The organism is Bacillus sp. FJAT-27245, assembly GCF_001273955.1.
Taxonomy (GTDB): Bacteria; Bacillota; Bacilli; order Bacillales; family Cytobacillaceae; genus Bacillus_D.
In genome coordinates this window covers 1,172,081-1,193,546 of the sequence record NZ_LIGI01000001.1, presented here as the reverse complement: position 1 = coordinate 1,193,546, position 21,466 = coordinate 1,172,081, and the positions used below count along the sequence as shown (strand labels likewise).

Sequence of the window (21,466 nt, the reverse complement as noted above, 5' to 3'; positions counted from 1 at the left end):
TTTTTTAGCCCATAAATTTTCAAAAGAGTTCGTTCAACTTCTTTATTTGAAAAAGGGACATAATCACCTTCTTCCATTTCAGGAAAATCGGTTACTTAAAGTAACTAATAAACTTTGTACGCCTATAATAAATCCTTGGTTACTAATTGTCAACAAAGATAGCCTGATTTACGAATATCGATTAAATCAATATTTAATGAGCTCCCGTCCTAATTAGAAATAAAACAAATTAAAATAAATTTTATTAATAAAATAATAATTATTAATTACTAGGTAATTTTTTGTATTCATATGTAATTAATGTAAGGAGCATTCTGCAATTTATGGCCAGAAAGACAAAATCCGTGCAAGCGCCTTGGTGACAAGCAAAAACTGCTTGTCCTTGCGATGATTATTCTAATGGGCTATCCTTAGTGGTCTCCCCCACCAAGATTAAGCGGTTCCAGCGCAGCTCGCCGAGGTATTAAGCTAGTCCCCTCCGAAGGCCAGGCATGTCCAACGGATTTCATCATTACATTACTAATTTCGAGTTCTCCACAATGAACGATTTTAAAATTACCTAAGCAACAAAAAATGCGATTTGATCGCTAGGCGTTCAAATCGCATCTTGAAAACGTTAAAACATTATTTTTACCATCAATAAAGCGGAGCTATACTTTAAAGTTACAAATTAACTTTTAGTACCAAAAACACAGAGGGTAACCATTGCATCAACAAAATATGTCCATATCACAAAAACAATAAAACCCAGATTTAACAAGAGTTTTTTGTGTTATAATTAAACATTATAACTTGTTTTTATTTTAAAATGTCTTAAGCTAATAGTTATTATAAGTGAAAAGATAACTAATAATAATTAAGTGAAGAGGTGAAAAAATGAGCGAAGGAATGCACCAGCCACCATTATGTGATAAGGTTGAACATTCTTATCAATTAATCGGTAAGAAATGGATAGGACTTATAATTCATTCACTTCTTGAGGAACCAAAACGTTTTAGTGAGATTCACGCTTATATTCCTGATTTGAGTAAGCGTGTGCTCAACGAACGGATAAAAGAGCTAGAGGAATCCGGGATTATACTTCGAAATGTTATATCAGACCGCCCCGTGCGAATAGAATATTCATTAACAAGAAAAGGGAATGAATTGGGGAAAGCCCTTAAAGCTGTAGAATCATGGGCTGAAAAGTGGTTATGAGCAGAACGTAAATAAAGGAGAAAGAAACAATGACGTTGGGCCAATCATTTTTTTCCGCTATGAACGAGGTTTACGGGAAACAGTTTTCCGAGCCTTATCCTGCTAGATAATGTGTAGCCGTCTTAGCAATGCCACTCGGTGCGAACACAGAAATCGAATTGATCACTAAAAGGCGTAACTGAAATAAAACAAAGCAGCTGATTCTTATCTCAGCTGCTTTGCTTTATTCTATCTTTTGTTAAACTGTTACAGCTGAAAAACCCTTTGCTACAGCTTCAACCTTTGCTAACCCTTCAGCAATAATGGTTTCCGCTTGGCTTGGCATCGCTGCATGGCCTTCAATAATTACTTCATCAGCAAGCTTCATGCCGAATACTCCGCCACATACATTTTTAATATAAGTTGCTGCCATTTCCATTGGTGCTGCTTCTGGTGATGAGTAAATTCCTCCGCGTGCACTTAGAACAACGAATTTTTTATCGGTTAATAATTGTACAAGTTGACCATTTTCATCATATTTGAAAGAAAATCCAGCTTGATACACATAGTCAATGAACGTTTGCAATTTAGCCGGGATTGTTAAATTCCATAACGGGAACGCGAATACAACTACATCTGCAGCTGTAACAGCATCCATTGCTTTTTGTTTTGCATTTAAAATGCGTTTTTCAATTTCTGTCAACTCTTCACCTGAGTTCATCTTACCAAAAGCACTGAATAAATCTTGGCCAAGGTATGGCATATCTTCTGCAAACACATCATAGGTTGTTACATTAACGCCTTCAATATTATTCATAAATGCTTCATACATTTTCGTTGATACCGCCTCAGATGCTGGGCGGTTATTTGCTTTGACTACTAATACATTCATTATCAAAAAGTCTCCTTTTATCTTTAAATTAATTATCTCGAAATCATAGTATATCAAAATAGGATAATTAGTCAATGATTCAATTTTCCTTTCTTGGAACTTTACCTAATCGTTTTGGAATTTGTTTTTTAACAAGTATCCATTTTCATTAAAATGTTTCAATCCTGTTATAAATATTAAATTAGGGCGCATTCTGTTTCTTTTTCGTGAGATTCACTTTATAATGCCCACTAGGTGATTTTTTTGAGGGAAAAATTATACTTCTAGCTTAGGGAAGGTGATTGATTATGAAAAAAATGATGATTTTCTTAATAACCGGTCTAATGGCCGTTGTTTTAGCAGCATGCGGAGGAAATGAAGAAAGTAAAGAAGCTAAAAATGATGATAAGGCAAAAACAGCGGAAACCGCTCAGCAGAAGGAACAGCAAAAGCAAATGGCAGAAATGCAAAAGAAATTAAAAGCACAGCAAGTAGATGAAAAGAAAACTGTTGCCATCGTGAATGATGAAGTAATTTCAGGAAGCGACTATAATAGCGCTCTAGCCTATACACAAGGACAAATGCAGCAAATGGGACAAGCCCCAACTTCCAAAGAAGCCGCTGAACAGGTGAAAAACCAGACGATTGACAGCTTGGTCGGACAAACTCTTCTTCTGCAAGAGGCCGATAAAAAAGGCTATAAAGCTTCAGAGGCAGATATTAATAAGAAGCTGGGCGAAGTAAAAAAACAGTTCAAAACAGAAAAGGAATTCGAAGCGGCTCTAAAAAAATCCGGAATGGATATGAAAACACTGGAAACCCAAATAGCTGAGGATCTTAAACTTAACCAGTACATTGAGAAAGAAGTGCCGGCCGGTGAAGTAACCGATGAAGAAATTCAAAAAACGTATAATCAATATGCGGAACAAGGCAAGAGTGCCGGACAAGAAGTTCCAAAGCTTGAAAAAGTAAAACCGCAAATTGAACAATCTCTTCAACAGAAAAAACAGCAGGATAAACTCGCTCAGTTGGTTCAGGAGTTAAAGAAAAATGCGAAGATTGAGATTAAGATTTAAAATGTAACAAACAAGTGACTGTGGACAAATGCCCCGCCAAACGAAAAAGAAGATGAATCTCTAAAATGTTGAGTTCATCTTCTTTTTTATTTATTATATTATCTTTGCTAATGCTACTCATCCAGTTTTCTTCATAAATAGAATTTGCTCAATAAGCTGATCCCTATTAATAAGCTTAACGGAATTGGACTTGGCCAGCTCAATTGCTGCTTTTGTGAAATAACTGTTTGTAATCACCCATGCCTCTCCCGCATGATAGTGAGATTGTGCAGCTTTTATTTCTTGTACCGCTTTCACCCCAACATTACTACTATGTCTCTTAGCCTGGACCACAATTTTCCGTCCATTTTGCGTTAAAATCAAATCGGCTCCGAAATCACCACTGGATGGAGTTACTCTAACACTATAACCTAAACCAGAATATAACTCTTTTAGATAGTGCTCAAATTTAATGCCATCCATTTTATCGATTTCGTTTATTCCTGATGCCCGCAGTCGTTCCTTAGCCTCTTATTCCTCAATATAAGAAAAGTGACTGCAACTACCCAATAGACTATCATAATTGAAACTGTTGATTGTATAGATTGAGTTGCAAAATAAATTAAAAAAACAGGTACAATAAATATAAGATAAAATAAAGATTCAAGTTCTTTTTCCTTTTTGGATTTCCTTCTAGCCATAATTAACCCCTCTTTTTAAATTCATTCTCCTATCCATAAAATACCACACCTCTTCCCTTTTGGACAGATACCTAAGACATTAAGGGGTTGTATCAATTTTTGTTTTTGCAGAAAGAATCATACCGTAAATCCTCAATTGAAAGGCCATTTTATTTCTACGACCCTAAAAAGCCTTGTCTTCTTTTTTAAAATCTCCTCTTTGGAAAAGAGCTCCTCATGTAACACTTTCATTATCCACTTCCGAATTTTGAGTTAATTTACAATTATTTATATTAGTTTAACGATGAATTAATAGATGATTCTTATAATAATAATTGTTCGCATGCCTAATGAAAGGGGGTTTAAGAAAACAAAAGGGAATCTGTCCAAAAATATCACTACATACGTTTGAAAGGGGTAATTTTGTGAAATTGAAATCTTTAACCGGAATCATCACCATTGCTTTTACTGCCATTTTTATTGCATCCAGCTTTACGAGTTCCTCGGTTCAAGGAAAAGTCAATGAGAATCAAAAGCTGCAGTTCAACTCTGATGGAAAGTATAAAGTTGTGCAGTTTAACGATATTCAGGATGATGAGGATATCGATCCCCGAACGATAAAACTGATGAATACGGTTCTTGATAAGGAAAAACCGGATTTGGCCATTTTAAATGGTGACATGCTTAATGCCGACATGGAAACAGCGGCAGAGGTGAGACAAGCCATCGATAACATCGCAAAACCAATGGAAGATAGAGGCATCCATTGGGCAGTTACTTTTGGCAATCACGATGAAGACCATACGCCAAAGACCGGTATGAGCGAAGAAGATATGCTAGAGGTTTACATGTCCTATGAGCATAATGTAAACAAACCAGGACCTAAGGGGATTACTGGAACCGGAAACACAAACCTGGTTATCCATAACTCTAAAAATACTGAGCCAGCTTTTAACATTTGGCTATTTGACAGTGGCAGATATGCACCAAAAGAAATCGCTGGACAGGATTTTGAAGGATACCAAACATGGGATTGGCTCCGCAATGATCAGGTTCAGTGGTATTATAAAACGTCGGAAAAACTGGAGCAAACAACCGGACGGAAAGTTCCTTCCCTGGTATTCATGCATATTCCCCTCCCGGAATTTGAAAATATGTGGTACGCAAGCCCCTCCAAAAGAACACACGAAAGCCATCAGAAAGCAGTAGAAAAACATTCTATCATTGGTGAAAAGAATGAATGTGTATGCACAGGCCCTTTTAACAGCGGAATGTTCGCGGCGATGCTCGAGAGAGGCGATGTGAAAGGTGTATTTTCTGGCCATGACCATATCAATACATATGTTGGAGACTATTATGGGATCAAATTAGGCTACGCTGGTAACACCGGGTTTGGTACCTATGGCCTTGGCGGCGGGGAAAATAACAGGCTGCGCGGTGCACGGGTATTCAACCTGGATGAAAGCAAAGAGGATGTACTTGTTGAAACAAAAATGGTCTTCGCCAAGGACTACGGGATCCAATAAACTTGTTTTTCAATTCGTTGAAAAAACAATGACCGCCAAGCCACCCCTTTTTAAGTTGGGTGGCTTTGGTTGTCTCACATCTATTTATATTGCACTGCCCCTATATAGTGCAGCGTGCCCAAACCACTCTGGGCAGTTTTTATTGTTGAATTGTAATGAAAGTTATATAACAATACAACGGCGTTTGCTTTTTCAGGCGCATTTTTGGCAAACATCTCTTGGAATTTCGGTATGATGACTTCCTCGAATGATGCCCCAGCCACTAATTGGTTTAGGGATGAATGTGGTTGTTGATGGTATACAACTTCCCGGAAATCCTCGTCATAGTATTCAATGGAAAAATCCTTTTCAAAATTGGAAGGAATGGCTTCTCCATCTTCATCATACTCAATGAAGAGATAGTCCCTGAACTTTTCAGAAGAGCCAAACTCCCCTACCCATAATGAAACGCACCCCTCTTGCTCCATGAATATCCCCCTTTTCATTTTGTTTCCAGTCTTCAACTCTAGATCGGTCTTCAAATCATTGGTGATTTGTTCAAGGATGTCCCAGTTGACATCGTCATGAAGTTCGTACGCTATGTGTTCAATTAGCTGGAAAGCCTGTTGGTCCATGCCGGCATCGTATCCATACTTGGAGATGTATTGATTTTTAAAATACACAAACCAGTAATACTGGCTGTACAGGATTTGCTCGTTGGTAAAAGAAGAACCGGCTGCTATTTCCTGGCCGAATTCCTTTAAGATTAAAAAATAATGCAGTACCTTCGTTAGGTCTTCATCGTCGATAGTTATTATATTTGATAAGTCCAACTTAGGTAGGAATGTATGGTAAAAAAGTTCAAGCTGTTCATTGGTAATAACCTTCATTTGGCCACCTCATTCGGGTAGTTCGTTCTAGCTAACCAACTTATTTATCCTTTTGCAGCTGGTATTCCTCTCCATCCCTTTTCGCTCAATATATAGTTAAATGTACCATATTAAGGAAAATGATTGAAGCAGAATTTGTAGCTTTGGCTGCCCATGCATGCCCATCATGAAACGAAAAGCTTATAATGAAATTGGAAATATACCGGGAAAGGAACGAGTTATGATTAAAATTGATTCTGGATTGGTAGCAAAATTGATTAAAGAGCAATTTCCTGAGTGGGCTCATTTAGAAATTAAACCGGTTAAAGTGAGTGGCCATGATAACCGGACTTTCCACCTGGGGGATGACATGAGTGTTAGATTGCCGAGTGCCCCTGGGTATGTACCGCAAGTGGAAAAAGAGCAAAAGTGGCTGCCGATTTTAGCAAAAAAGCTTTCATTGCCTATTCCTGTCCCAGTTGCAAAAGGAGCAGCGAATGAAGACTATCCATTCCATTGGTCGATTTACAAGTGGCTTCAAGGAGAAACAGTAACGAGAGAAAACGTAGCAGATTTACATCAATTCGCAGCCGATTTAGGCGGGTTTTTACTTGAATTGCAGTCCATTGATGCAAGTGGCGGCCCATTGGCTGGAGCCCATAATTTTTTCAGAGGCGTTCATCCTTCTGTTTATGACCAAGAAACGAGAAGCGCAATCCAAAGTAATCGAGATATATTTGGTGAAAGTATTCTGACAAAACTGTGGGAATCGGCTTTAGAATCCAAATGGGAACGGGAGCCTGTATGGCTTCACGGAGATATCGCCCCAGGTAATATATTAGTACAGAACGGGAAGCTTAGTGCCGTAATCGACTTCGGAATACTGGGAGTCGGGGATCCTTCCTGCGATGCAGCGATGGCTTGGACCTTCTTTGATCATGAGAGCAGGAAAGTTTTCAGGAATGTTTTAAAGATGGATGAAGGCACATGGAATCGGGCAAGAGGATGGGCTCTGTGGAAGGCTTTAATTACCTATGAGGAGTATAAGAACACTGACTCTTTGAAATCCAATGAAGCGTATAAAGTCATCCAGGCAATCATCGAAGATTCCGAAACAGTTTATAGCTGAACATCGAGATGACGTGACTTCTCTCTATGGCCATTTTCACAAAATAGCGAACCATCCCTATTGAATAACTTAGGGATGGTTTTGTTCATTTCCCCATTGCATTTGCATGACACGAATCAATACCTCCCTTTTTCCCTCATTAAAATCTCTTCCCCTTCCACTTCTTCGGTTAAAAAGTCTTATACAAACACCAAACTCACTGTAATATGAATGTAATATTTTTCCCTAGAATTCCCTCCAACTCTATGGTAATGTACTTGGGTATGAGAAATATAGACACATCCAGGGGGAATACAACTATGAGAAAAATGATCTATTTCTTGTTGGTGCTCATGCTGTTTGGCCTGGCTGCTTGCTCTTCAAACGAAGAAACGAGCAAAGCTAGTGAAAAACAGGATAAGCAAACAGAAAAGAAAACCGAAGAAAAATCTGTTGAAGTGGATAAAGGGCTTTTGAATGTCGAAATTACACTTCCAGCATCAATGTTTGAAGGTGAAGACATTGACAAGGTGATTGCGGATGCGAAGAAAGAGGGCATCTCGAAGGCCACAAAGAACGCTGATGGCTCTGTTACATATAAAATGTCAAAGGCAAAACATAAAGAAATGATGGCTGAAATTGCAAAGAGCATTAGCGAGTCTGTCAACGAAATGACAACAAGCGGTGATTTCGTTTCCTTTAAAGAAATCACTCATAATGATTCTTTCAAAGAATTCACAGTAACTGTGGACAAAGCCGCTTATGATAACAGTATGGATGGTTTTGGCCTATTTGGGCTGGGTATGTCCGGGATGATTTATCAGCTTTATAATGGTGAAAACGAAGAAAATACGAAGGTTACGATTAACACCAAAGACGAAGCCACTGGTGAAATCTTCGAAACCATTGTATATCCCGATGATATGGATGATACCCAGAGCGAATAGGAGAGAACAACTATGACAAACACTTTCAAGAAATTTTCCGGCCTTTTCGTTATGGCGCTCCTGGCAATTTCTGTTCTGGCAGCGTGCGGAACTGGCACAAAAGATGTAGCTGTAAAGGAAGACACCAGCAATAATTCTGGCCAAGAACAAAAGGAAACACCAAAAGAGGAGAAAAAGGAATCCAAACTAGGTTCCCGATCCAATCCTATCCCTTTCCAAAAGACTGCAACGGTCGATGATGAATTATACAATGATGACGGCGACGCTTTTAAAATCAAATTTGATTTGACTGTCTTTGAAGTGGTTCGTGGTGACCAGGCGTATGAACAATTGAAAAAAATGAACGAATTCAATGAACCGGCTCCTGAAGGATATGAATGGGTACTTGCAAAAACGAAAGTGAAGTTTTTGGAATCCGAAACCGAGGACCTTTCTTTTAACATCGACGGCATTTTCAATTTTGATATGGTGAGTGAAAGCGGGGATATTTACAGCGGTGATATCATTGGTTCAGCTGACCCTGACTTTAGCTTTGAAATGTATGTAGGCAATGAGAAAGAAGGCTACATTTCCGGGCTTGTTAAAACGGGTGAAAAAGCTCAACTTCGATATGAAGATATGATGGGCGGCCAGGTTTTCTTTAACCTTCAATAAAAATCCTAATATAAAATGCCAAAACCCTGCTCCTTTTTGAGCGGGGTTTTCTGTTTAATGGCTTGTTTTATTAAAAAATTACAGTTGTTATTGACTGAAATAACCGTTTTCAAATAAGCATTTAGCGACGACTCTTTTGGCGGCCCCCTTTTTCTTTTGTGTGGAAACTCCTGCATGTTGTGCGTTTGAAATGTGGGATGTCGGCTTTGTGCGTTGCCGCCAGCCGAATAGGCTGGCTTTTTACAAAAATAAAAAACCCCCTTCAGCAATACTGCCGATGGGGGTTGAATTTCTTCATTTATTAGAGGAACAATCCAACGATTGTACCAGTTAGGACTGAGCCGAGTGTTGCGACTAACAATACTTTTAAGAACACTTTTGCTAGTTGGCTTGCTTGTTTTTCGTTGATGGCTTGTACTGTTCCGAGGACAATTCCGACAGATGAGAAGTTGGCGAAAGAGACTAGGAATGCTGAGACAATCCCGACAGTTTTCGGGGACATCTCAGGGATGATTTTCATGAAATCAAGCATGGCCACGAATTCATTGGCAGCTACTTTTGTTCCCATGATGGATCCTGACCTGAGAATCTCGGATGCTGGAATTCCCATCATGTAAGCGACTGGGGCAAAGACATACCCGATAATTTCCTGGAATGTCATGCCTACCAGGCTTTCTAAAGCATAGTTGATCATCGCGAGCAAGCCAATGTACGTAATGAGCAATGCGCCGACAATCAGTGCCGTTTTTCCTCCGATTAATGCACCGTTCCCGATTGCCTCGAACAGTGATTTCTCAGGGATCATTTCTTTAATATCGATTTCTTCGTCTTCCTCTTTCGACACTGGGCAAACCATAGATGAAAGAATCAAGCCGGAGAATACGTTAATAGGTAATGCTACAAGGACAAACTCTGGCGGAATCATTTGCATGTAAGCCCCTAAAATCGAACAGGATACAGCGACCAGAGAGGATGTGACCACGATAAAAAGACGGTTTGGCGTTAGTTTGTGAAGCTGTGATTTCACTGACAGGATTGCAGTTGTATCACCGAAAATCATTGAGTTAACAGCTACAAATGATTCAATTTTTGGAAGGCCTGTTATTTTGGCCACTGCGCCGCCGATGTATTTAATGGCTAGTGGCAAAATTCTTAGGTACGTCAAAATTGATAGCAAGGCTGATACGAAAATGATCATCATGAGTACGTTAACAAAGAAATAGTTTTTACCTGAAAGGTCTCCGAATACGAAAGCGATCCCTTCGTTTCCGAAAGAAAGGACTTTATTAAAGACATCAACAATGTGATGCAGGACTTTCTTTCCTATTGACGTATTGAGCATGAACCAGGCGATGAACAGCTGGACAGCCAGCATGATTCCGACTGCGCGGAAATTAATGTTTTTCTTGTCGTTTGACATGAGCCAGGCCACTACTATGAGTGCAATAATCCCTAAAATTCCAATTAGGATAGACATTGTTGTGATCTCCCATCTAGTAAAGCTGCTAACATTTTTTTCCGATGGCCATCGGGTTAACGCTTTCATTTACATTGTTATTTCGGAATAATTATAGCATGTATTTTGAACATTTATTAAGCTTTTTTTGAACATAAATAAAGTTTTTATATTGGAAATTGAGATATTTTTTCCCCGATTCTGATAAAAGGGCGATTAAAGCCAACTTCCGGAAAAAAGAATGAAATTTTGTAAACGCTTTCGCTCTTAAATTGCACAAAAGCAAAGTATTATCCATGTAGTCGGAATGTTAACCTATTCTTATTCTTTTATTGTTTAGGTTATTGGAGTTTATATTTTCCAATCTTCCGCTTTTTTATAAAAAATCCCGTCCGTTTTCCACTTTTAAAATATACTGGAATAATTTTCATTTCTGGTTAATTAGGGCTACAATGAATCTGGGCCTACAGCTCATGTCAAAATATCCTTCGTCAGTGCCAATGTTATTTGTAGTCTTTGCTAATTTATTTGAAGGAATACGAACCAATTTGAAAAGCTGATTTTTCAAAAGGGTATGATTGAGAGTTAAATGAAAAAAAGGCAGACGGCTATGCTGCCTTTTTCCCCATTTTTCGCGCTAAAAGAACAGTTTTCAGGTGGGAATCCAATCATCTATTGCTTTGCCGCTCTTTCCTTGTCCCTGATTTCCTCAACTTTCTCTGGCGTGAGGATGATGTCGCCGACGGACGCTACCCTTCCCCATTCATCCTTGTAGACGATGTGCTTCCGCTCAAATTTCACCGGGGTATCGATGCCCGCCGCGGCTGCGAGATTGAACAGGCCTTCGCGCAGCGAGATGACATAGTTGGCAACGCGGTACATTTTTTCTTCAATGACAAGCCCGTCCTGAAGCTTCGGATCTGTCGTCGCGACTCCAGCTGGGCAGCTGTTCGTGTGGCACCTGCCGGCCATAATGCAGCCGACGCTGATCATGAAACCGCGTGCGATGTTGACGAGGTCGGCGCCCATGGCGAGTGCAATCGCGATTTTGTCGGGCGTAATTAGCTTCCCGGAGGCAATTAGTTTCACCCTGCCCCTCACCCCATACTTTTTCAACATTTCATCAACGACAGGCAGAGCCGATTGGATTGGCAGCCCGACCGCATCGGCAAGCTCCTGGTAGGTGGCGCCGGTACCTCCTTCCCCACCATCAACGGTTATAAAATCAGGGCCCATTCCAGTCTCCTTCATAATCGAAGCCATCTCTTCAAGCGAATCCAGGTCCCCGACAACAATCTTCATGCCAACGGGCTTTCCGCCGACATCCCTTAGCCGCTCGATAAAATCAAACAGTTCGTGATAGTTGCTGAATTCATAGAACCGGTTTGGGCTGTTGATCGTTTTGCCAGGCTCGACTAGGCGGATGCGTGCGATTTCCTCGGTTACCTTCGAGCCTTCAAGGTGGCCGCCTCGGATTTTCGCGCCCTGGGCAAGCTTTAATTCGAACGCCTTGACTTGCTCGATTTCACTTTTCCGCTTGAATTCTTCCCAGGAAAACTCACCGCCCGGCGTCCGGACGCCAAACAGCCCGGGGCCAATCTGCATGATGATATCGGGGTTCCCTGCCAGATGATAGTCGGAAAGCCCGCCTTCCCCGGTATTCATCCACGTCCCGCCTGCAATAGCAAGGCCTTTTGAAAGCGCGGTGATGGCATGTTTGCCGAGCGCGCCGTAACTCATCGCCGACTGCCCGACAAGCCCCTTTACCTTGAACGGTTTCCTGCATGTATCCGCGCCGAGTATTACCGCATCGCCATCATGGAGGTAATACGGGTCGACCTGCTTTTCCTCCCGATGTTCCCTCCGGGTGATCAGGCCTTCCTCATCGACTTTGTAGACCATTGTATTGATTTTCCGGCTGTTATCGATCCGCAGTTCCTCCCTCTGCAGGGGGAACATGCTGTTTCTTATATAATAGCCGCTTTTGGTAAAATCGCGTTCCGAACCGAAGCCGATCAGCCGTTCTTTGTATTTGCCCGCTTTGACGATATCCTCGAACTCCTTCCGAGGGAAAGGCGTGCCTTCAAGGTTATTCTGGAACAAATACTGCCTGAGCTCGGGGCCGATTTGCTCGGTGATGTACCTGATTCGGCCGACTATCGGGAAATTCCTTAGAATGGAGTGCTGCTTTTGTGTATCGTCTTTCCGGTACACGTATGCGGCTGCCGCTGCAGCTCCAAGAACGGCGGTCCCTTTTATAATTGCAGGAAGGATCTTTCTCATCTCCGTCATCGTATCACCCTTCGTTCGAAAATTGTTTTTCCTACGGGTCTATAATTCTGTCAAAGCCTGCTGAATCGGCGTTTCGCCTGAAGTCACCGTGATGGTTTTGTTAAATACGTGTTCCGTTTCCAGTACCTCGACGAGCACCGAGGCGAGATCTTCTTTCGGAATCTCCCCTTTTTCCGTGGCGAAGGTTTCCGCAACTTCCACTTTCCCCTTCCCAGGCTTGTCCACCGGTTCACTAGGCCTGATGATCGTATAGGTAAGCCCCTCTTGCCTCAACAGCTCTTCCGGCATCTGTTTCGCACCGGTTGTACCGGACCCGCTCGTGTCTGTTTCGTGGTCCCGCAAGGCGCTCAGCAGCAAAAAGCGTTTGACCCCATGCTCCTTGGCTGACTTGATCGAAACGAGAACGAGCTGATGGTCGATGAGGATGGGTTTGCTCTCGCCGGTCCGCGGACTTGCGCCGCCTAAATAAATCACCGCGTCACAGTTTTTGAAAGCAACGGAAAAATAATTATCATCCGTCTTTATTACCTCGCTCGCGCCGAGTTTTTTCAATCCTTCCTCCTGGTTTTCCGAGCCTGCCAAAGCAACTGGTTCATGCTGCTTCTCCGCAAGCAGCTTAACCACATGCTCCCCTGTCAAATCTTCCGTCCCGATTACAAGAACTCGCATCCTATTCCTCCTCATGGTTTGATTGGGTGAAGTGGAGAATGTTCACTTTCTTTATTTCGTTGGCCTGACTCTCCTCTACTCCCTTCTAGTTTCAATACATCTGCTCGGCATTTCTGCGATCATCAACAACAATTTAGAACAATTCCGTGCTCACATTGGACTTTTCCACCAATACTTGGTTGTAAACTTAATAAAAGGAAGGGAACCGTTTTCTTCTTCCAAATCCATACTTCCTCGTTCGTAAGTTAAAGGTAAATGTTTTCCTTCCAAGACATTTAACATATGAAAACTTTTTATTAATAAACTTAAATATGCGGTGGATAGATGGATGTAAGATTTTTATTTTTTTATAAAAAGAAATGGAGGAATTTATATGGCTACCACTTACACCGATGAACAAAATCATGTCTTTTTGGAAGTTATGGATGAGTATCGACGGAGAATTGAAGGAGCATCACCGAAAGAAACTGAACGATTAACTAGGGGATTTGCAAAAGGACTAATCAACACAGTTCCTTTACTCGATGGACGTAGTGAGAATGGGATTGCGGAAAGACTCGTTTATTTTGATAATCTTTTGGCCGGGGTAACATTTCCGTTTGATTATTATTTGAAAAGCACATTTCACTTCTTTGGGAAATTACCCAGAAAAAGTGGAGTAACTAAACCAAACAATTGGAAAACTCAACATGAGGCAAGAAGAGAAAAAGAATACAAGAAAAGCCTATTATAATTAAAGAAGAAAATACTTTTAAGATTAGATTGTTGCATAATTTTGTTAAATACAATAATAAACGCAAGGACTCGGGACTCCTTGCGTTTTTGCAATATTTATAGAGCTGACTTCAAATGCCTCTCCCTGCTCCTTCACCCAAACCGCCCCACCTCCATCAAAAACCCCAATTCCACCGTCCCAATCGGACCATTCCGCTGTTTGGCGACAATGACCTCAACCAGCTGCCCATTTAGTTGATCCATCCCCAAATCCAAAGCCCCCTCCTCCTTCTTTTTCCCGTAATACTCCTCCCGGTACAGAAACGCAATCACATCGGCATCCTGTTCAATCTGTCCGCTCTCGCGCAAGTCGGAGAGCATGGGGCGTTTGTCGTGGCGGCTTTCTACACCGCGGCTGAGCTGGGAGAGGGCGATGATGACGACGTTCGTTTCCCGGGCCATCTGCTTGAGCGACCGGCTGATTTCGCTTATTTCTGCCTGGCGATTCTGGTTTTGCCGGACGTTTCCGCCGATCAGCTGCAGGTAGTCGACCACGACGAGGATCCGCTTTCCCCCTCCAACCTCCTTCCGCAGCTGCCGGACCTTTGACCAAATATAGCTGATGTCCATCCCGGCTTTGTCGAAGATCCGCATGTTCAAGCTGGCCAGTACCCCCATTGCAAAATTGAGCTGGTTCCAGTCCTCCTGATTGAAGTAGTGCTTCGGATTCCTCATTTTCACGCTGCTGATGTTCCCTATACAGCTGGCGGCCCGCTTCAAGAGCTGCTTTTTTGACATTTCGAGTGAGAAAACAGCGGTCACGTCCTGGTTCGCAGCGTTCAGCGCAATGTTCAGGGCAAAAGCGGTTTTTCCCATACTCGGTCTTGCGCCGATGACGACGAGGTCGGATTCCTGAAAGCCGCCAGTCAGCCTGTCCAGCTTCTTGAACCCGGATGGAACCCCTGTTACTTCGCCCAAATCCTTCCCGCAATCGGTATACAAATCAACAAGCCCGTCGCGGATTTCCCCAACATCTTCGTCCCCCTGCATGTCTTCAATCTGTTTTAGCTGCTTAATCCCATCAATGAGGACATCGTGAATATCTTCATAAAATACCTTGTCCCTAATTTTCCCGGCAATCGCAATCGTCTGGCGCTTTTGGAAGTAAGCCTTGACTGTATCCTGATAAAAGTGGAAATTCGCTGTTGTCGGGACGCTTACGGCGAGATCGGTGATAAAACTGATTCCGCCAATGTTCTCAAGCTCCTGCGGGCCGGCTTCCTCCGTGACGGAAATGACATCGACCGGCTTGCCCTTTTCATACAGGCGCTGAATAACCGAGAAAATACGCCTCATTTTATACGTGTACAGCTGATTTGGATTGACTGTGCACTCTTGCATCAACCCGCCATCCAGGAAGAACGAGCCAACAAATGCCTCCTCCGCCTCCTGGTTAAAAAGCCGTCCATCGCCAGTTTTCCAGCTGTTCAAGGTTCCGTCCATCATCGTTTCCCTCTTTCTATTCCAAGGAGCTCCCTTATCCTTGCCAAGTGTAATTGTACAACCTCTTCGCTTGCCGTTCTTTCCGGTTGCCAAATCACCTCAAGCGTTTCCGCACTTGTTGGAATTGCCCGCCCAGCAGTGTGAAGGGCGAAATCACAAATTTTTGGCGGATAAGGGGAAATGGCTGCATGCTGCAGGACGCGCTGCTCGCAGTGCCCAAACGTACTCTCTTTCAAAACCATGTGCCAATTGTCGACTTTCTCCTCATCAATAACAAATTGATCATAATAGCTTTCGATCATCCGTAAAATGGTTAATACCTCACGTTTCGTCATCAAAACGGAAATCCCCCTCCCAAAACCTCTTTCTGGCGGGCTTTTGGTTCAAATACGATTCAAACTTCGTCCCGAAAAGCGTCTGGGGCCTCAGGTAGCGGCTCCACTTCGGGTGATCGAGCCAGTCAGCCGCTTTTTTGTCGATGACTTTTTTAAAATCATCAAGCCGGAATCCCTCTTTCCAGCGGGCGGTGATAAGCTTGTGCGTCCTGCTGTTTTCAGTTTTAAAAGACGAATAGGTCTTTTCATTCAGGTACTGCACGACTTCGGCAACCGGAATCTTCTCTGCTGGTTCCTGTTCCTCCTCTACGGCAGGCTCAGGCGTAGCCGCTGTTTTTATCGGCACAGACGCGTTCGGGGKTTTTCCCGGCATGAATGTGTTCGTGGCTTCTATCGGTACATACGGGTTCGTGGCATTTAACGGCATTGATTCTTTGGCAGCTTTTCCTGGTATGGACAAGTCCGCAGTATTTGCTGGCTTCGCTTGGCCATCAGCTAGCGCGGTGAAAACCTCTTCAATCTCGAACTCCTTCAGTTTTTCATAGTCAATCGTGTACCATTTCGTCTGGTCCATCTTATACTTGTTGAAGTTGCCGGTTTTGATAAGACCTAATTCCTCAAGCGTTTTAAACACTCGTTTGATTGTGCTCTCCGACCAGAAAGGAATTTGCTCCTGCCATTCCTTGTACGTGTTGTAAACCCAGCTGCGGCCATCGATGATATGGACATTTTTGGTGAGCCAATAATGGACTTGCTGCAAGACAATCGCTTCATTCAGCCCGATTTTCATCGCCAACGACCGAATGACCATTAGTGGCTGTTCCTGGATTAATAATTTGCTCATGCAAAAGACCTCCGTTTTCAACTTTGTAGTCGATGCTTTTTCCAAATTGTTTTATCTGACCTTCCACCCTTTATATAGTGATTCGATGCAAAAAAGGACATGGTCAAGAAAAAAAAAATGGACGAAAAATAACCCGGCTGTCATTTAGCCGAGGTTTATATATAAATATCCTGAAGAAATCTTTGTAGTAATCTTTGGTAACAACGGGCCAGATTGAAATCGCACAAAGTTTCAGCCTGACCCTAAGCGCTAGTAGATTTAGATTTGGGAGGGAGTCAAATCTCGCCCATGTAAAAAAACACAACAGATGCAAGAGTTTCATTTGAGCTCTTCAGCCGGAATCGTCTTCACACAAAAACGCAAGGCGATGAAAGATGCCTTGCGTTTTTGTGTAACTATTCACCTTAGAACATTTTGAGTTCTGGCTGCATGGATGTTTTGTATTCATCCTTTAATTGCCCATTTTCATAATGCGCCAATGGATGGAAAGGAATGACGGGTTCATTCGAAATATTCAACAGCCTCTGCCGATAGGCATTAAATAAGTCCGTTTTCACATCGTCCTTCGCTGTTGAGTGGAAAATAAACGGCTTGATAACGTCCATTCCGCAAAAGAATAATTTTTCATGCTGAATATTAAACAGCCTCTCGTCTAAATCTCCTTTTAAGCCATCGTTCCCGTAATTCGCTAAACTGGATGCGCCGTGGGTAATGGATAGCATCGCCTTTTTCCCCCGCAGGTTCCCCTGATCATAATGCCCGGGCCCATAAGCGAAGTTATAGGCCAAAACCCTGTCAAACCACCCTTTTAGAATCGCGGGGGACTCTGTCCACCAAATCGGGAATTGAAAGATTACGATATCCGCCCAAAGAAGATGGTCCTGTTCTTCGAGAATATCTTTTGTAAACGTCCTGTTTTTCGAAGCGTGATATTGTTCAACTATATAATTCAGTTTTTTGGGATTATACAGCTCCGTGAAATCATGTCGGTCCGCGACTGCTTTAAAGTTTTTTTCATAAAGGTCGGATACCATGACCTCATGCCCTGCTGTTGAAAGTGTTTCCACTGCTAGGTTTTTTAAATAACCGTTCAGGGAATTCGGTTCTGGATGGGCGTACACAATAAGTATATTCAATTGTTCTCCTCCTGCTTTTTTGAAAACTGGCGTGGTACACGGCACCATTCCGCTACCTGTTTCCCATCAGTTGTGCTTGCCTTTAGCGAGGCCGTTCACGCTAATTTTTGTATCATAAGAGATTCGACAAAAAGCTGCGACTTTCCTCTTTGACTTAATAATAGGCTGTCGGGGGTGGAATTTCACAAATGTTGTAATTGTTTATTTCAATGGCCATAGAAATTATGAAATCCGGCGCCTGCAGCGTAACACCGAAAAAGGAACCCGGCTGGCCTTCAACCGGGTCGAGTACTCTATCCTGCAGTATTCTGTGAGATTCTCTCGGACAGCAGCGTGCCGAATTGGTTTCACTTTTTGGTGCAAACTGAATTACTGTGCATGGCGATATTGAATTGGCTATGCTTCCATTTCACCGCCGGCCGTGTGCCCTTTTTTTAAAAAAAGATGGTTAAAAACTGTTTTCCAGCTCATCAACGATGTTACCTATATGGGCGATGGCTTGCTTGATGACGTCGGTTGTGGTCATATCGAGGCCGGCCATTTTGTACAGGTCGAAGCCGCCCAGTGTGCCTCCGCGCTTTAGGACATCTGTCCACTGCTCGCCGACGGATACCCCATCCTCCTTGATGCGTTCCGCGATGACGGTGGAGGCGGATGTGCCGATCGAATAGGTGAACGGATACAGGCCCATGTAATAATGCGGCTGGCGCATCCACGTCAGTTTCGCGCCTTCGTCGATTTCGACGGTGTCTCCCCAGAACTCTGATAAAATCGCGCCTTTCGTGTCGCTGATGATGCTTGTCGTCAAGGGAATCTCCTTGTCTGCCATTTTGTACAGCCTTCTCAGCAGTTCGGCCTCAAGGATATGGGTGACGCAATTATGGTGGTAGCTCATCATCAAGTACATATTGAGCCAGCGGTGCAGCCTTGGGTCATCTCGGTTTTCACGAAGGTACTGGACAATTAAATGTTCGACTAAGGTGGACGGCGCCTCGATGAATAACAGAGACCCACCATTGTTGATGAATTTCTGGTTTTGCGAGGCAAGCGTGAGATGGATGGCGTGGCCGAGTTCGTGGCCAAGAAGGATCACATCGAACAGATTGCCGCCCCACGGGTAAAATGAATAGCCATGAACGCCATGGACGCCGCCTCCGAATGCGATCATCCTTCGCCCCACGTTATCACCACGGTATACCCAGCGATCCGCGAACACCTTCCGCATGAGGTCCTGGTATTCAGGCCCAAGCACCCCGACAGCCTCCACAATGATTTCCCCTGCTTCTTCGTAGCTGATTGGCGGATCAAAATCCGGGTCGAGCGGCGCTTTGACATCCGAGAAGAGGAGCTTGTCGAGGCCGAGCTGGCGTTTCCTCAAGCGGGCATACCTTTGCATATGCGGGGCAAGCTCCTTCTGGAATGTGTCGAGCACATCCTCGAAATAGTCGCACGGAATGCCATCACCAGCATAAAAATTATTGTCCGCCGGCGAGTCATAGTGGAGCAGGTAATCCATCGTCGTTGGATACTGGCGCAATTTCGCAATCGCGACATTTTTATGTATTTCGTTCGTCAGCGTTTGGACGAGGCCATGCTGATATTTTTTCAAACCATTTGATAGCGACTGATACGCATTCCGCCGCAGCACAGTATCCGGTGATGTTTCAACCTGGGTCATGTACATGAAAAGCGAAACCGGCACGTCTTTTCCATCCTTATCTTTTACCGTTTCGAACTTGAGGTCGGAAGCGGTGATCGTTAAGTAGATCGAATTTGGTGCGTTTAGGGTGCGGCCGAGGGAAGACAGCAAATCTTCCATTTCCGGCTTTAATGAGTGGTCGCGCAGGTTATCGATTTTCTCAAGGAAGCGGTGAAATGCATGGAGGCCACTTTCTTCTTCCATGTACGTTTGCACGGTAGCTTTCGGCAACTGAAGGAGCTGGTTGACGATCACCGTACTGAGGTTATAGGATTTTTTGCCCAAATTTTGCGAGCGCCCGAGCCGGTGTTGATTCTCTGGATCTGTTCCATCCTCGGAGTATTTATAAAAAGCGTAGCTCGATACCCTGCTAAACCTTTCCATTAAGCTGTCGTATTTTCGGATTAAATCCAGGGTGTTTTTCGCACTTTCCAGGTCGGCGTTGTGGTGGAGCATCCTGTCCAGGTCTTCCTCAACCTGAATGTAGGCTTTTTCCCATTCTTCATCGTTGGCAAAAATCGGTGTCAGATCCCATGTTTCTTCCACTGGTACATCCTTACGCGTAATCACACTCATTGTAAACTCCCCTTTTTTATTGAGTACATAATATTCTGATAATAGCATTATTTATGGACCGAAGACAGATTAATTTTCTCAAATAAAAAGAGACTCCGAATGGTTCCCCCTCTTTGTCTCTTAGCTTTTCATACTTCTTGTCAGAAGTTCTAAGCTTTTTTCGGGCAAGATGAATTGGATAAACACGCATGCATTGCGTAGTGCTAAACCCGCCCCCTCCTCGTTTTCCTTGAAATTCTGCTTTTCCAAGCATTTTAGAATTGTCTTTAAAAATTGGAGTTTGGATCCTTCGTGCACTTGGTGACCATATAGATTTAGGAAATTTTTTTCAGACCGGGCCATTCAGACATTTCCTTCAATCTTGGGTTGGCCATGTAGCGGTTCCATCCCTTTTCGTTCCGTTCTTTGTAGATTAATTTCGAAAAACCCCTATATTTGTAAATAATATTTGTATTACAGTAGGTAAACCCTTAATATTCATTAATAAACAAGAATAAAAACGCAAAATTTATTGACAATAACGGAATAAAAGTGAAATAATGTGGAATATCATACCAATTTAATTATAGAGGTGATTAATTTGTTTTCGGACGAGAGAAGGCAATTGATATTAAAGATGTTAAATGAAAACGGTCGTGTATTGGCAAAGGATTTAGCAAGTAAATTTGAAATGTCAATTGATTCTATAAGACGAGACTTATCTATTATGGAAGAACAAGGTCTTTTGAAGAGAACGCATGGTGGAGCGATTCCTATTAAAAATGTTAGAAATATGCCTCAACCTCGGTCAATACGCTACGGTGAAGGAAGCGTTTATCAAAATGCTATTGCAAAGTTAGCCGTCACTTTCATAAAAGAAAACCAAACCGTTTTTATTGGGGGAGCTGCAATTCATTATGTAATGTTGAAATACCTTCCGAAAGATTTTGCATATACCGTTGTAACCAATTCCGTTGAAGTTGCTTATTATTTAAGGGATTTAGAAAACGTACAGCTGTATTTAATTGGTGGATTTGTAAAGAGTTCAGGGAATATAACAGATCATTTAGCTAATGAATTCGTTCGGCAATTTACTTTCGATTTATGTTTTGCAACTGCTGGGGCACTTTCATCAAAAGGATTAAGCACAGCTACACCAGAAGTATCAATTTTTCATAAAACTGTATTTGATAACTCAAGAATGATTATTGCTTTAATTGAGCATATAAAATTTGGAGTAGATATGTTTTCAAGAATGTATCCACTCGATAAATTAAACAAAATAATTACTGATGAAGAAACAACGGAAGAAAATATAAATTTAATAAAAAGCCAAGGTACTGAAATTCTAGTAGCAAAAAGTGAATTTAATCTCTTATAGAAAAAAATAATCCGAGG

At 42.5% G+C, this 21,466-nt stretch carries 19 protein-coding genes; 8 read left to right on the top strand and 11 right to left on the bottom strand.

The features are described 5' to 3' along the window. Nucleotides 1–876 precede the first annotated feature (876 nt). A complete protein-coding gene (locus tag ADU24_RS05900; RefSeq protein ID WP_053365756.1) occupies nucleotides 877–1,197 on the top strand; it encodes a winged helix-turn-helix transcriptional regulator in 321 nt (106 codons plus the stop codon). 238 nt (nucleotides 1,198–1,435) lie between these two features. On the opposite strand, the gene ADU24_RS05895 is transcribed toward ADU24_RS05900, so the two are convergent. Next, nucleotides 1,436–2,068, bottom strand: coding sequence for an FMN-dependent NADH-azoreductase (locus ADU24_RS05895; RefSeq protein ID WP_053365755.1), 633 nt, complete (start codon nucleotides 2,066–2,068; stop codon nucleotides 1,436–1,438). Between the two features lie 287 nt (nucleotides 2,069–2,355). Here ADU24_RS05895 and ADU24_RS05890 point away from each other — a divergent pair, with 287 nt between their 5' ends. Further along, a complete protein-coding gene (locus ADU24_RS05890) occupies nucleotides 2,356–3,123 on the top strand; it encodes a SurA N-terminal domain-containing protein (protein WP_053365754.1) in 768 nt (255 codons plus the stop codon). 117 nt (nucleotides 3,124–3,240) lie between these two features. Here the strand turns inward: ADU24_RS05890 and ADU24_RS05885 are convergent, their stop codons facing one another. Beyond that, nucleotides 3,241–3,585: a restriction endonuclease gene (locus ADU24_RS05885; protein ID WP_053365753.1), complete on the bottom strand. Its 345-nt coding sequence runs from the start codon at nucleotides 3,583–3,585 to the stop codon at nucleotides 3,241–3,243. A 622-nt stretch (nucleotides 3,586–4,207) separates the two neighbouring features. Here ADU24_RS05885 and ADU24_RS05875 point away from each other — a divergent pair. Continuing rightward, nucleotides 4,208–5,308, top strand: coding sequence for a metallophosphoesterase family protein (locus ADU24_RS05875; protein ID WP_053365751.1), 1,101 nt, complete (start codon nucleotides 4,208–4,210; stop codon nucleotides 5,306–5,308). An 80-nt stretch (nucleotides 5,309–5,388) separates the two neighbouring features. Here the strand turns inward: ADU24_RS05875 and ADU24_RS05870 are convergent, their stop codons facing one another. Beyond that, nucleotides 5,389–6,177 (bottom strand): immunity 22 family protein, encoded by a 789-nt coding sequence (locus ADU24_RS05870; RefSeq protein WP_053365750.1) that lies wholly within the window; start codon nucleotides 6,175–6,177, stop codon nucleotides 5,389–5,391. A gap of 220 nt (nucleotides 6,178–6,397) precedes the next feature. Between ADU24_RS05870 and ADU24_RS05865 the strand changes: the two genes are divergently transcribed. The 3 genes from ADU24_RS05865 (at nucleotide 6,398) to ADU24_RS05855 (ending at nucleotide 8,865) form a co-directional block, all read left to right on the top strand. Continuing rightward, entirely contained in the window at nucleotides 6,398–7,285 is an 888-nt protein-coding gene (locus ADU24_RS05865; protein ID WP_053368801.1) for an aminoglycoside phosphotransferase family protein, read from the top strand. 299 nt (nucleotides 7,286–7,584) lie between these two features. Next, entirely contained in the window at nucleotides 7,585–8,211 is a 627-nt protein-coding gene (locus ADU24_RS05860) for a hypothetical protein (RefSeq protein ID WP_053365749.1), read from the top strand. A gap of 12 nt (nucleotides 8,212–8,223) precedes the next feature. After that, a complete protein-coding gene (locus ADU24_RS05855; protein WP_053365748.1) occupies nucleotides 8,224–8,865 on the top strand; it encodes a hypothetical protein in 642 nt (213 codons plus the stop codon). A gap of 301 nt (nucleotides 8,866–9,166) precedes the next feature. On the opposite strand, the gene ADU24_RS05850 is transcribed toward ADU24_RS05855, so the two are convergent. The 3 genes from ADU24_RS05850 to ADU24_RS05835 form a co-directional block, all read right to left on the bottom strand. Next, nucleotides 9,167–10,342 (bottom strand): NupC/NupG family nucleoside CNT transporter, encoded by a 1,176-nt coding sequence (locus ADU24_RS05850; protein WP_053365747.1) that lies wholly within the window; start codon nucleotides 10,340–10,342, stop codon nucleotides 9,167–9,169. A gap of 651 nt (nucleotides 10,343–10,993) precedes the next feature. Further along, on the bottom strand, nucleotides 10,994–12,613 hold the full coding sequence (locus tag ADU24_RS05840; RefSeq protein WP_156324522.1) for an FMN-binding glutamate synthase family protein: 1,620 nt from the start codon (nucleotides 12,611–12,613) through the stop codon (nucleotides 10,994–10,996). 39 nt (nucleotides 12,614–12,652) lie between these two features. Continuing rightward, nucleotides 12,653–13,282, bottom strand: a complete 630-nt coding sequence (locus ADU24_RS05835; protein WP_053365745.1) for an NAD(P)H-binding protein — start codon at nucleotides 13,280–13,282, stop codon at nucleotides 12,653–12,655. A 373-nt stretch (nucleotides 13,283–13,655) separates the two neighbouring features. Between ADU24_RS05835 and ADU24_RS05830 the strand changes: the two genes are divergently transcribed. After that, complete coding sequence (locus ADU24_RS05830) at nucleotides 13,656–14,015, top strand: hypothetical protein (RefSeq protein WP_053365744.1); 360 nt, start codon at nucleotides 13,656–13,658, stop codon at nucleotides 14,013–14,015. Between the two features lie 134 nt (nucleotides 14,016–14,149). Here ADU24_RS05830 and dnaB read toward each other — a convergent pair whose 3' ends face one another. The 5 genes from dnaB to ADU24_RS05805 form a co-directional block, all read right to left on the bottom strand. Continuing rightward, the gene (dnaB, locus tag ADU24_RS05825; RefSeq protein ID WP_231689571.1) at nucleotides 14,150–15,502 is read right to left on the bottom strand and encodes a replicative DNA helicase; all 1,353 of its coding nucleotides are present in this window, start codon (nucleotides 15,500–15,502) and stop codon (nucleotides 14,150–14,152) included. Continuing rightward, complete coding sequence (locus ADU24_RS05820; RefSeq protein WP_053365743.1) at nucleotides 15,499–15,837, bottom strand: hypothetical protein; 339 nt, start codon at nucleotides 15,835–15,837, stop codon at nucleotides 15,499–15,501. The genes dnaB and ADU24_RS05820 overlap by 4 nt, the downstream gene beginning before the upstream one ends. After that, on the bottom strand, nucleotides 15,821–16,678 hold the full coding sequence (locus tag ADU24_RS05815) for a conserved phage C-terminal domain-containing protein (protein WP_053365742.1): 858 nt from the start codon (nucleotides 16,676–16,678) through the stop codon (nucleotides 15,821–15,823). The genes ADU24_RS05820 and ADU24_RS05815 overlap by 17 nt, the downstream gene beginning before the upstream one ends. A gap of 404 nt (nucleotides 16,679–17,082) precedes the next feature. Beyond that, nucleotides 17,083–17,814 (bottom strand): NAD(P)H-dependent oxidoreductase, encoded by a 732-nt coding sequence (locus ADU24_RS05810; RefSeq protein ID WP_053365741.1) that lies wholly within the window; start codon nucleotides 17,812–17,814, stop codon nucleotides 17,083–17,085. Between the two features lie 448 nt (nucleotides 17,815–18,262). After that, complete coding sequence (locus ADU24_RS05805; RefSeq protein ID WP_053365740.1) at nucleotides 18,263–20,089, bottom strand: M3 family metallopeptidase; 1,827 nt, start codon at nucleotides 20,087–20,089, stop codon at nucleotides 18,263–18,265. A gap of 580 nt (nucleotides 20,090–20,669) precedes the next feature. Here ADU24_RS05805 and ADU24_RS05795 point away from each other — a divergent pair. Next, nucleotides 20,670–21,449 (top strand): DeoR/GlpR family DNA-binding transcription regulator, encoded by a 780-nt coding sequence (locus ADU24_RS05795; protein ID WP_053365738.1) that lies wholly within the window; start codon nucleotides 20,670–20,672, stop codon nucleotides 21,447–21,449. Nucleotides 21,450–21,466: the final 17 nt, after the last annotated feature.

Bases quoted from the DNA above. Each gene is read 5' to 3' on its own strand.
- ADU24_RS05900 (WP_053365756.1), top strand. From the start codon at position 877: ATGAGCGAAGGAATGCACCAGCCACCATTATGTGATAAGGTTGAACAT.
- ADU24_RS05895 (WP_053365755.1), bottom strand. From the start codon at position 2,068: ATGAATGTATTAGTAGTCAAAGCAAATAACCGCCCAGCATCTGAGGCG.
- ADU24_RS05890 (WP_053365754.1), top strand. From the start codon at position 2,356: ATGAAAAAAATGATGATTTTCTTAATAACCGGTCTAATGGCCGTTGTT.
- ADU24_RS05885 (WP_053365753.1), bottom strand. From the start codon at position 3,585: ATGGATGGCATTAAATTTGAGCACTATCTAAAAGAGTTATATTCTGGT.
- ADU24_RS05870 (WP_053365750.1), bottom strand. From the start codon at position 6,177: ATGAAGGTTATTACCAATGAACAGCTTGAACTTTTTTACCATACATTC.
- ADU24_RS05865 (WP_053368801.1), top strand. From the start codon at position 6,398: ATGATTAAAATTGATTCTGGATTGGTAGCAAAATTGATTAAAGAGCAA.
- ADU24_RS05860 (WP_053365749.1), top strand. From the start codon at position 7,585: ATGAGAAAAATGATCTATTTCTTGTTGGTGCTCATGCTGTTTGGCCTG.
- ADU24_RS05855 (WP_053365748.1), top strand. From the start codon at position 8,224: ATGACAAACACTTTCAAGAAATTTTCCGGCCTTTTCGTTATGGCGCTC.
- ADU24_RS05850 (WP_053365747.1), bottom strand. From the start codon at position 10,342: ATGTCTATCCTAATTGGAATTTTAGGGATTATTGCACTCATAGTAGTG.
- ADU24_RS05840 (WP_156324522.1), bottom strand. From the start codon at position 12,613: ATGACGGAGATGAGAAAGATCCTTCCTGCAATTATAAAAGGGACCGCC.
- ADU24_RS05835 (WP_053365745.1), bottom strand. From the start codon at position 13,282: ATGCGAGTTCTTGTAATCGGGACGGAAGATTTGACAGGGGAGCATGTG.
- ADU24_RS05830 (WP_053365744.1), top strand. From the start codon at position 13,656: ATGGCTACCACTTACACCGATGAACAAAATCATGTCTTTTTGGAAGTT.
- dnaB (WP_231689571.1), bottom strand. From the start codon at position 15,502: ATGATGGACGGAACCTTGAACAGCTGGAAAACTGGCGATGGACGGCTT.
- ADU24_RS05805 (WP_053365740.1), bottom strand. From the start codon at position 20,089: ATGAGTGTGATTACGCGTAAGGATGTACCAGTGGAAGAAACATGGGAT.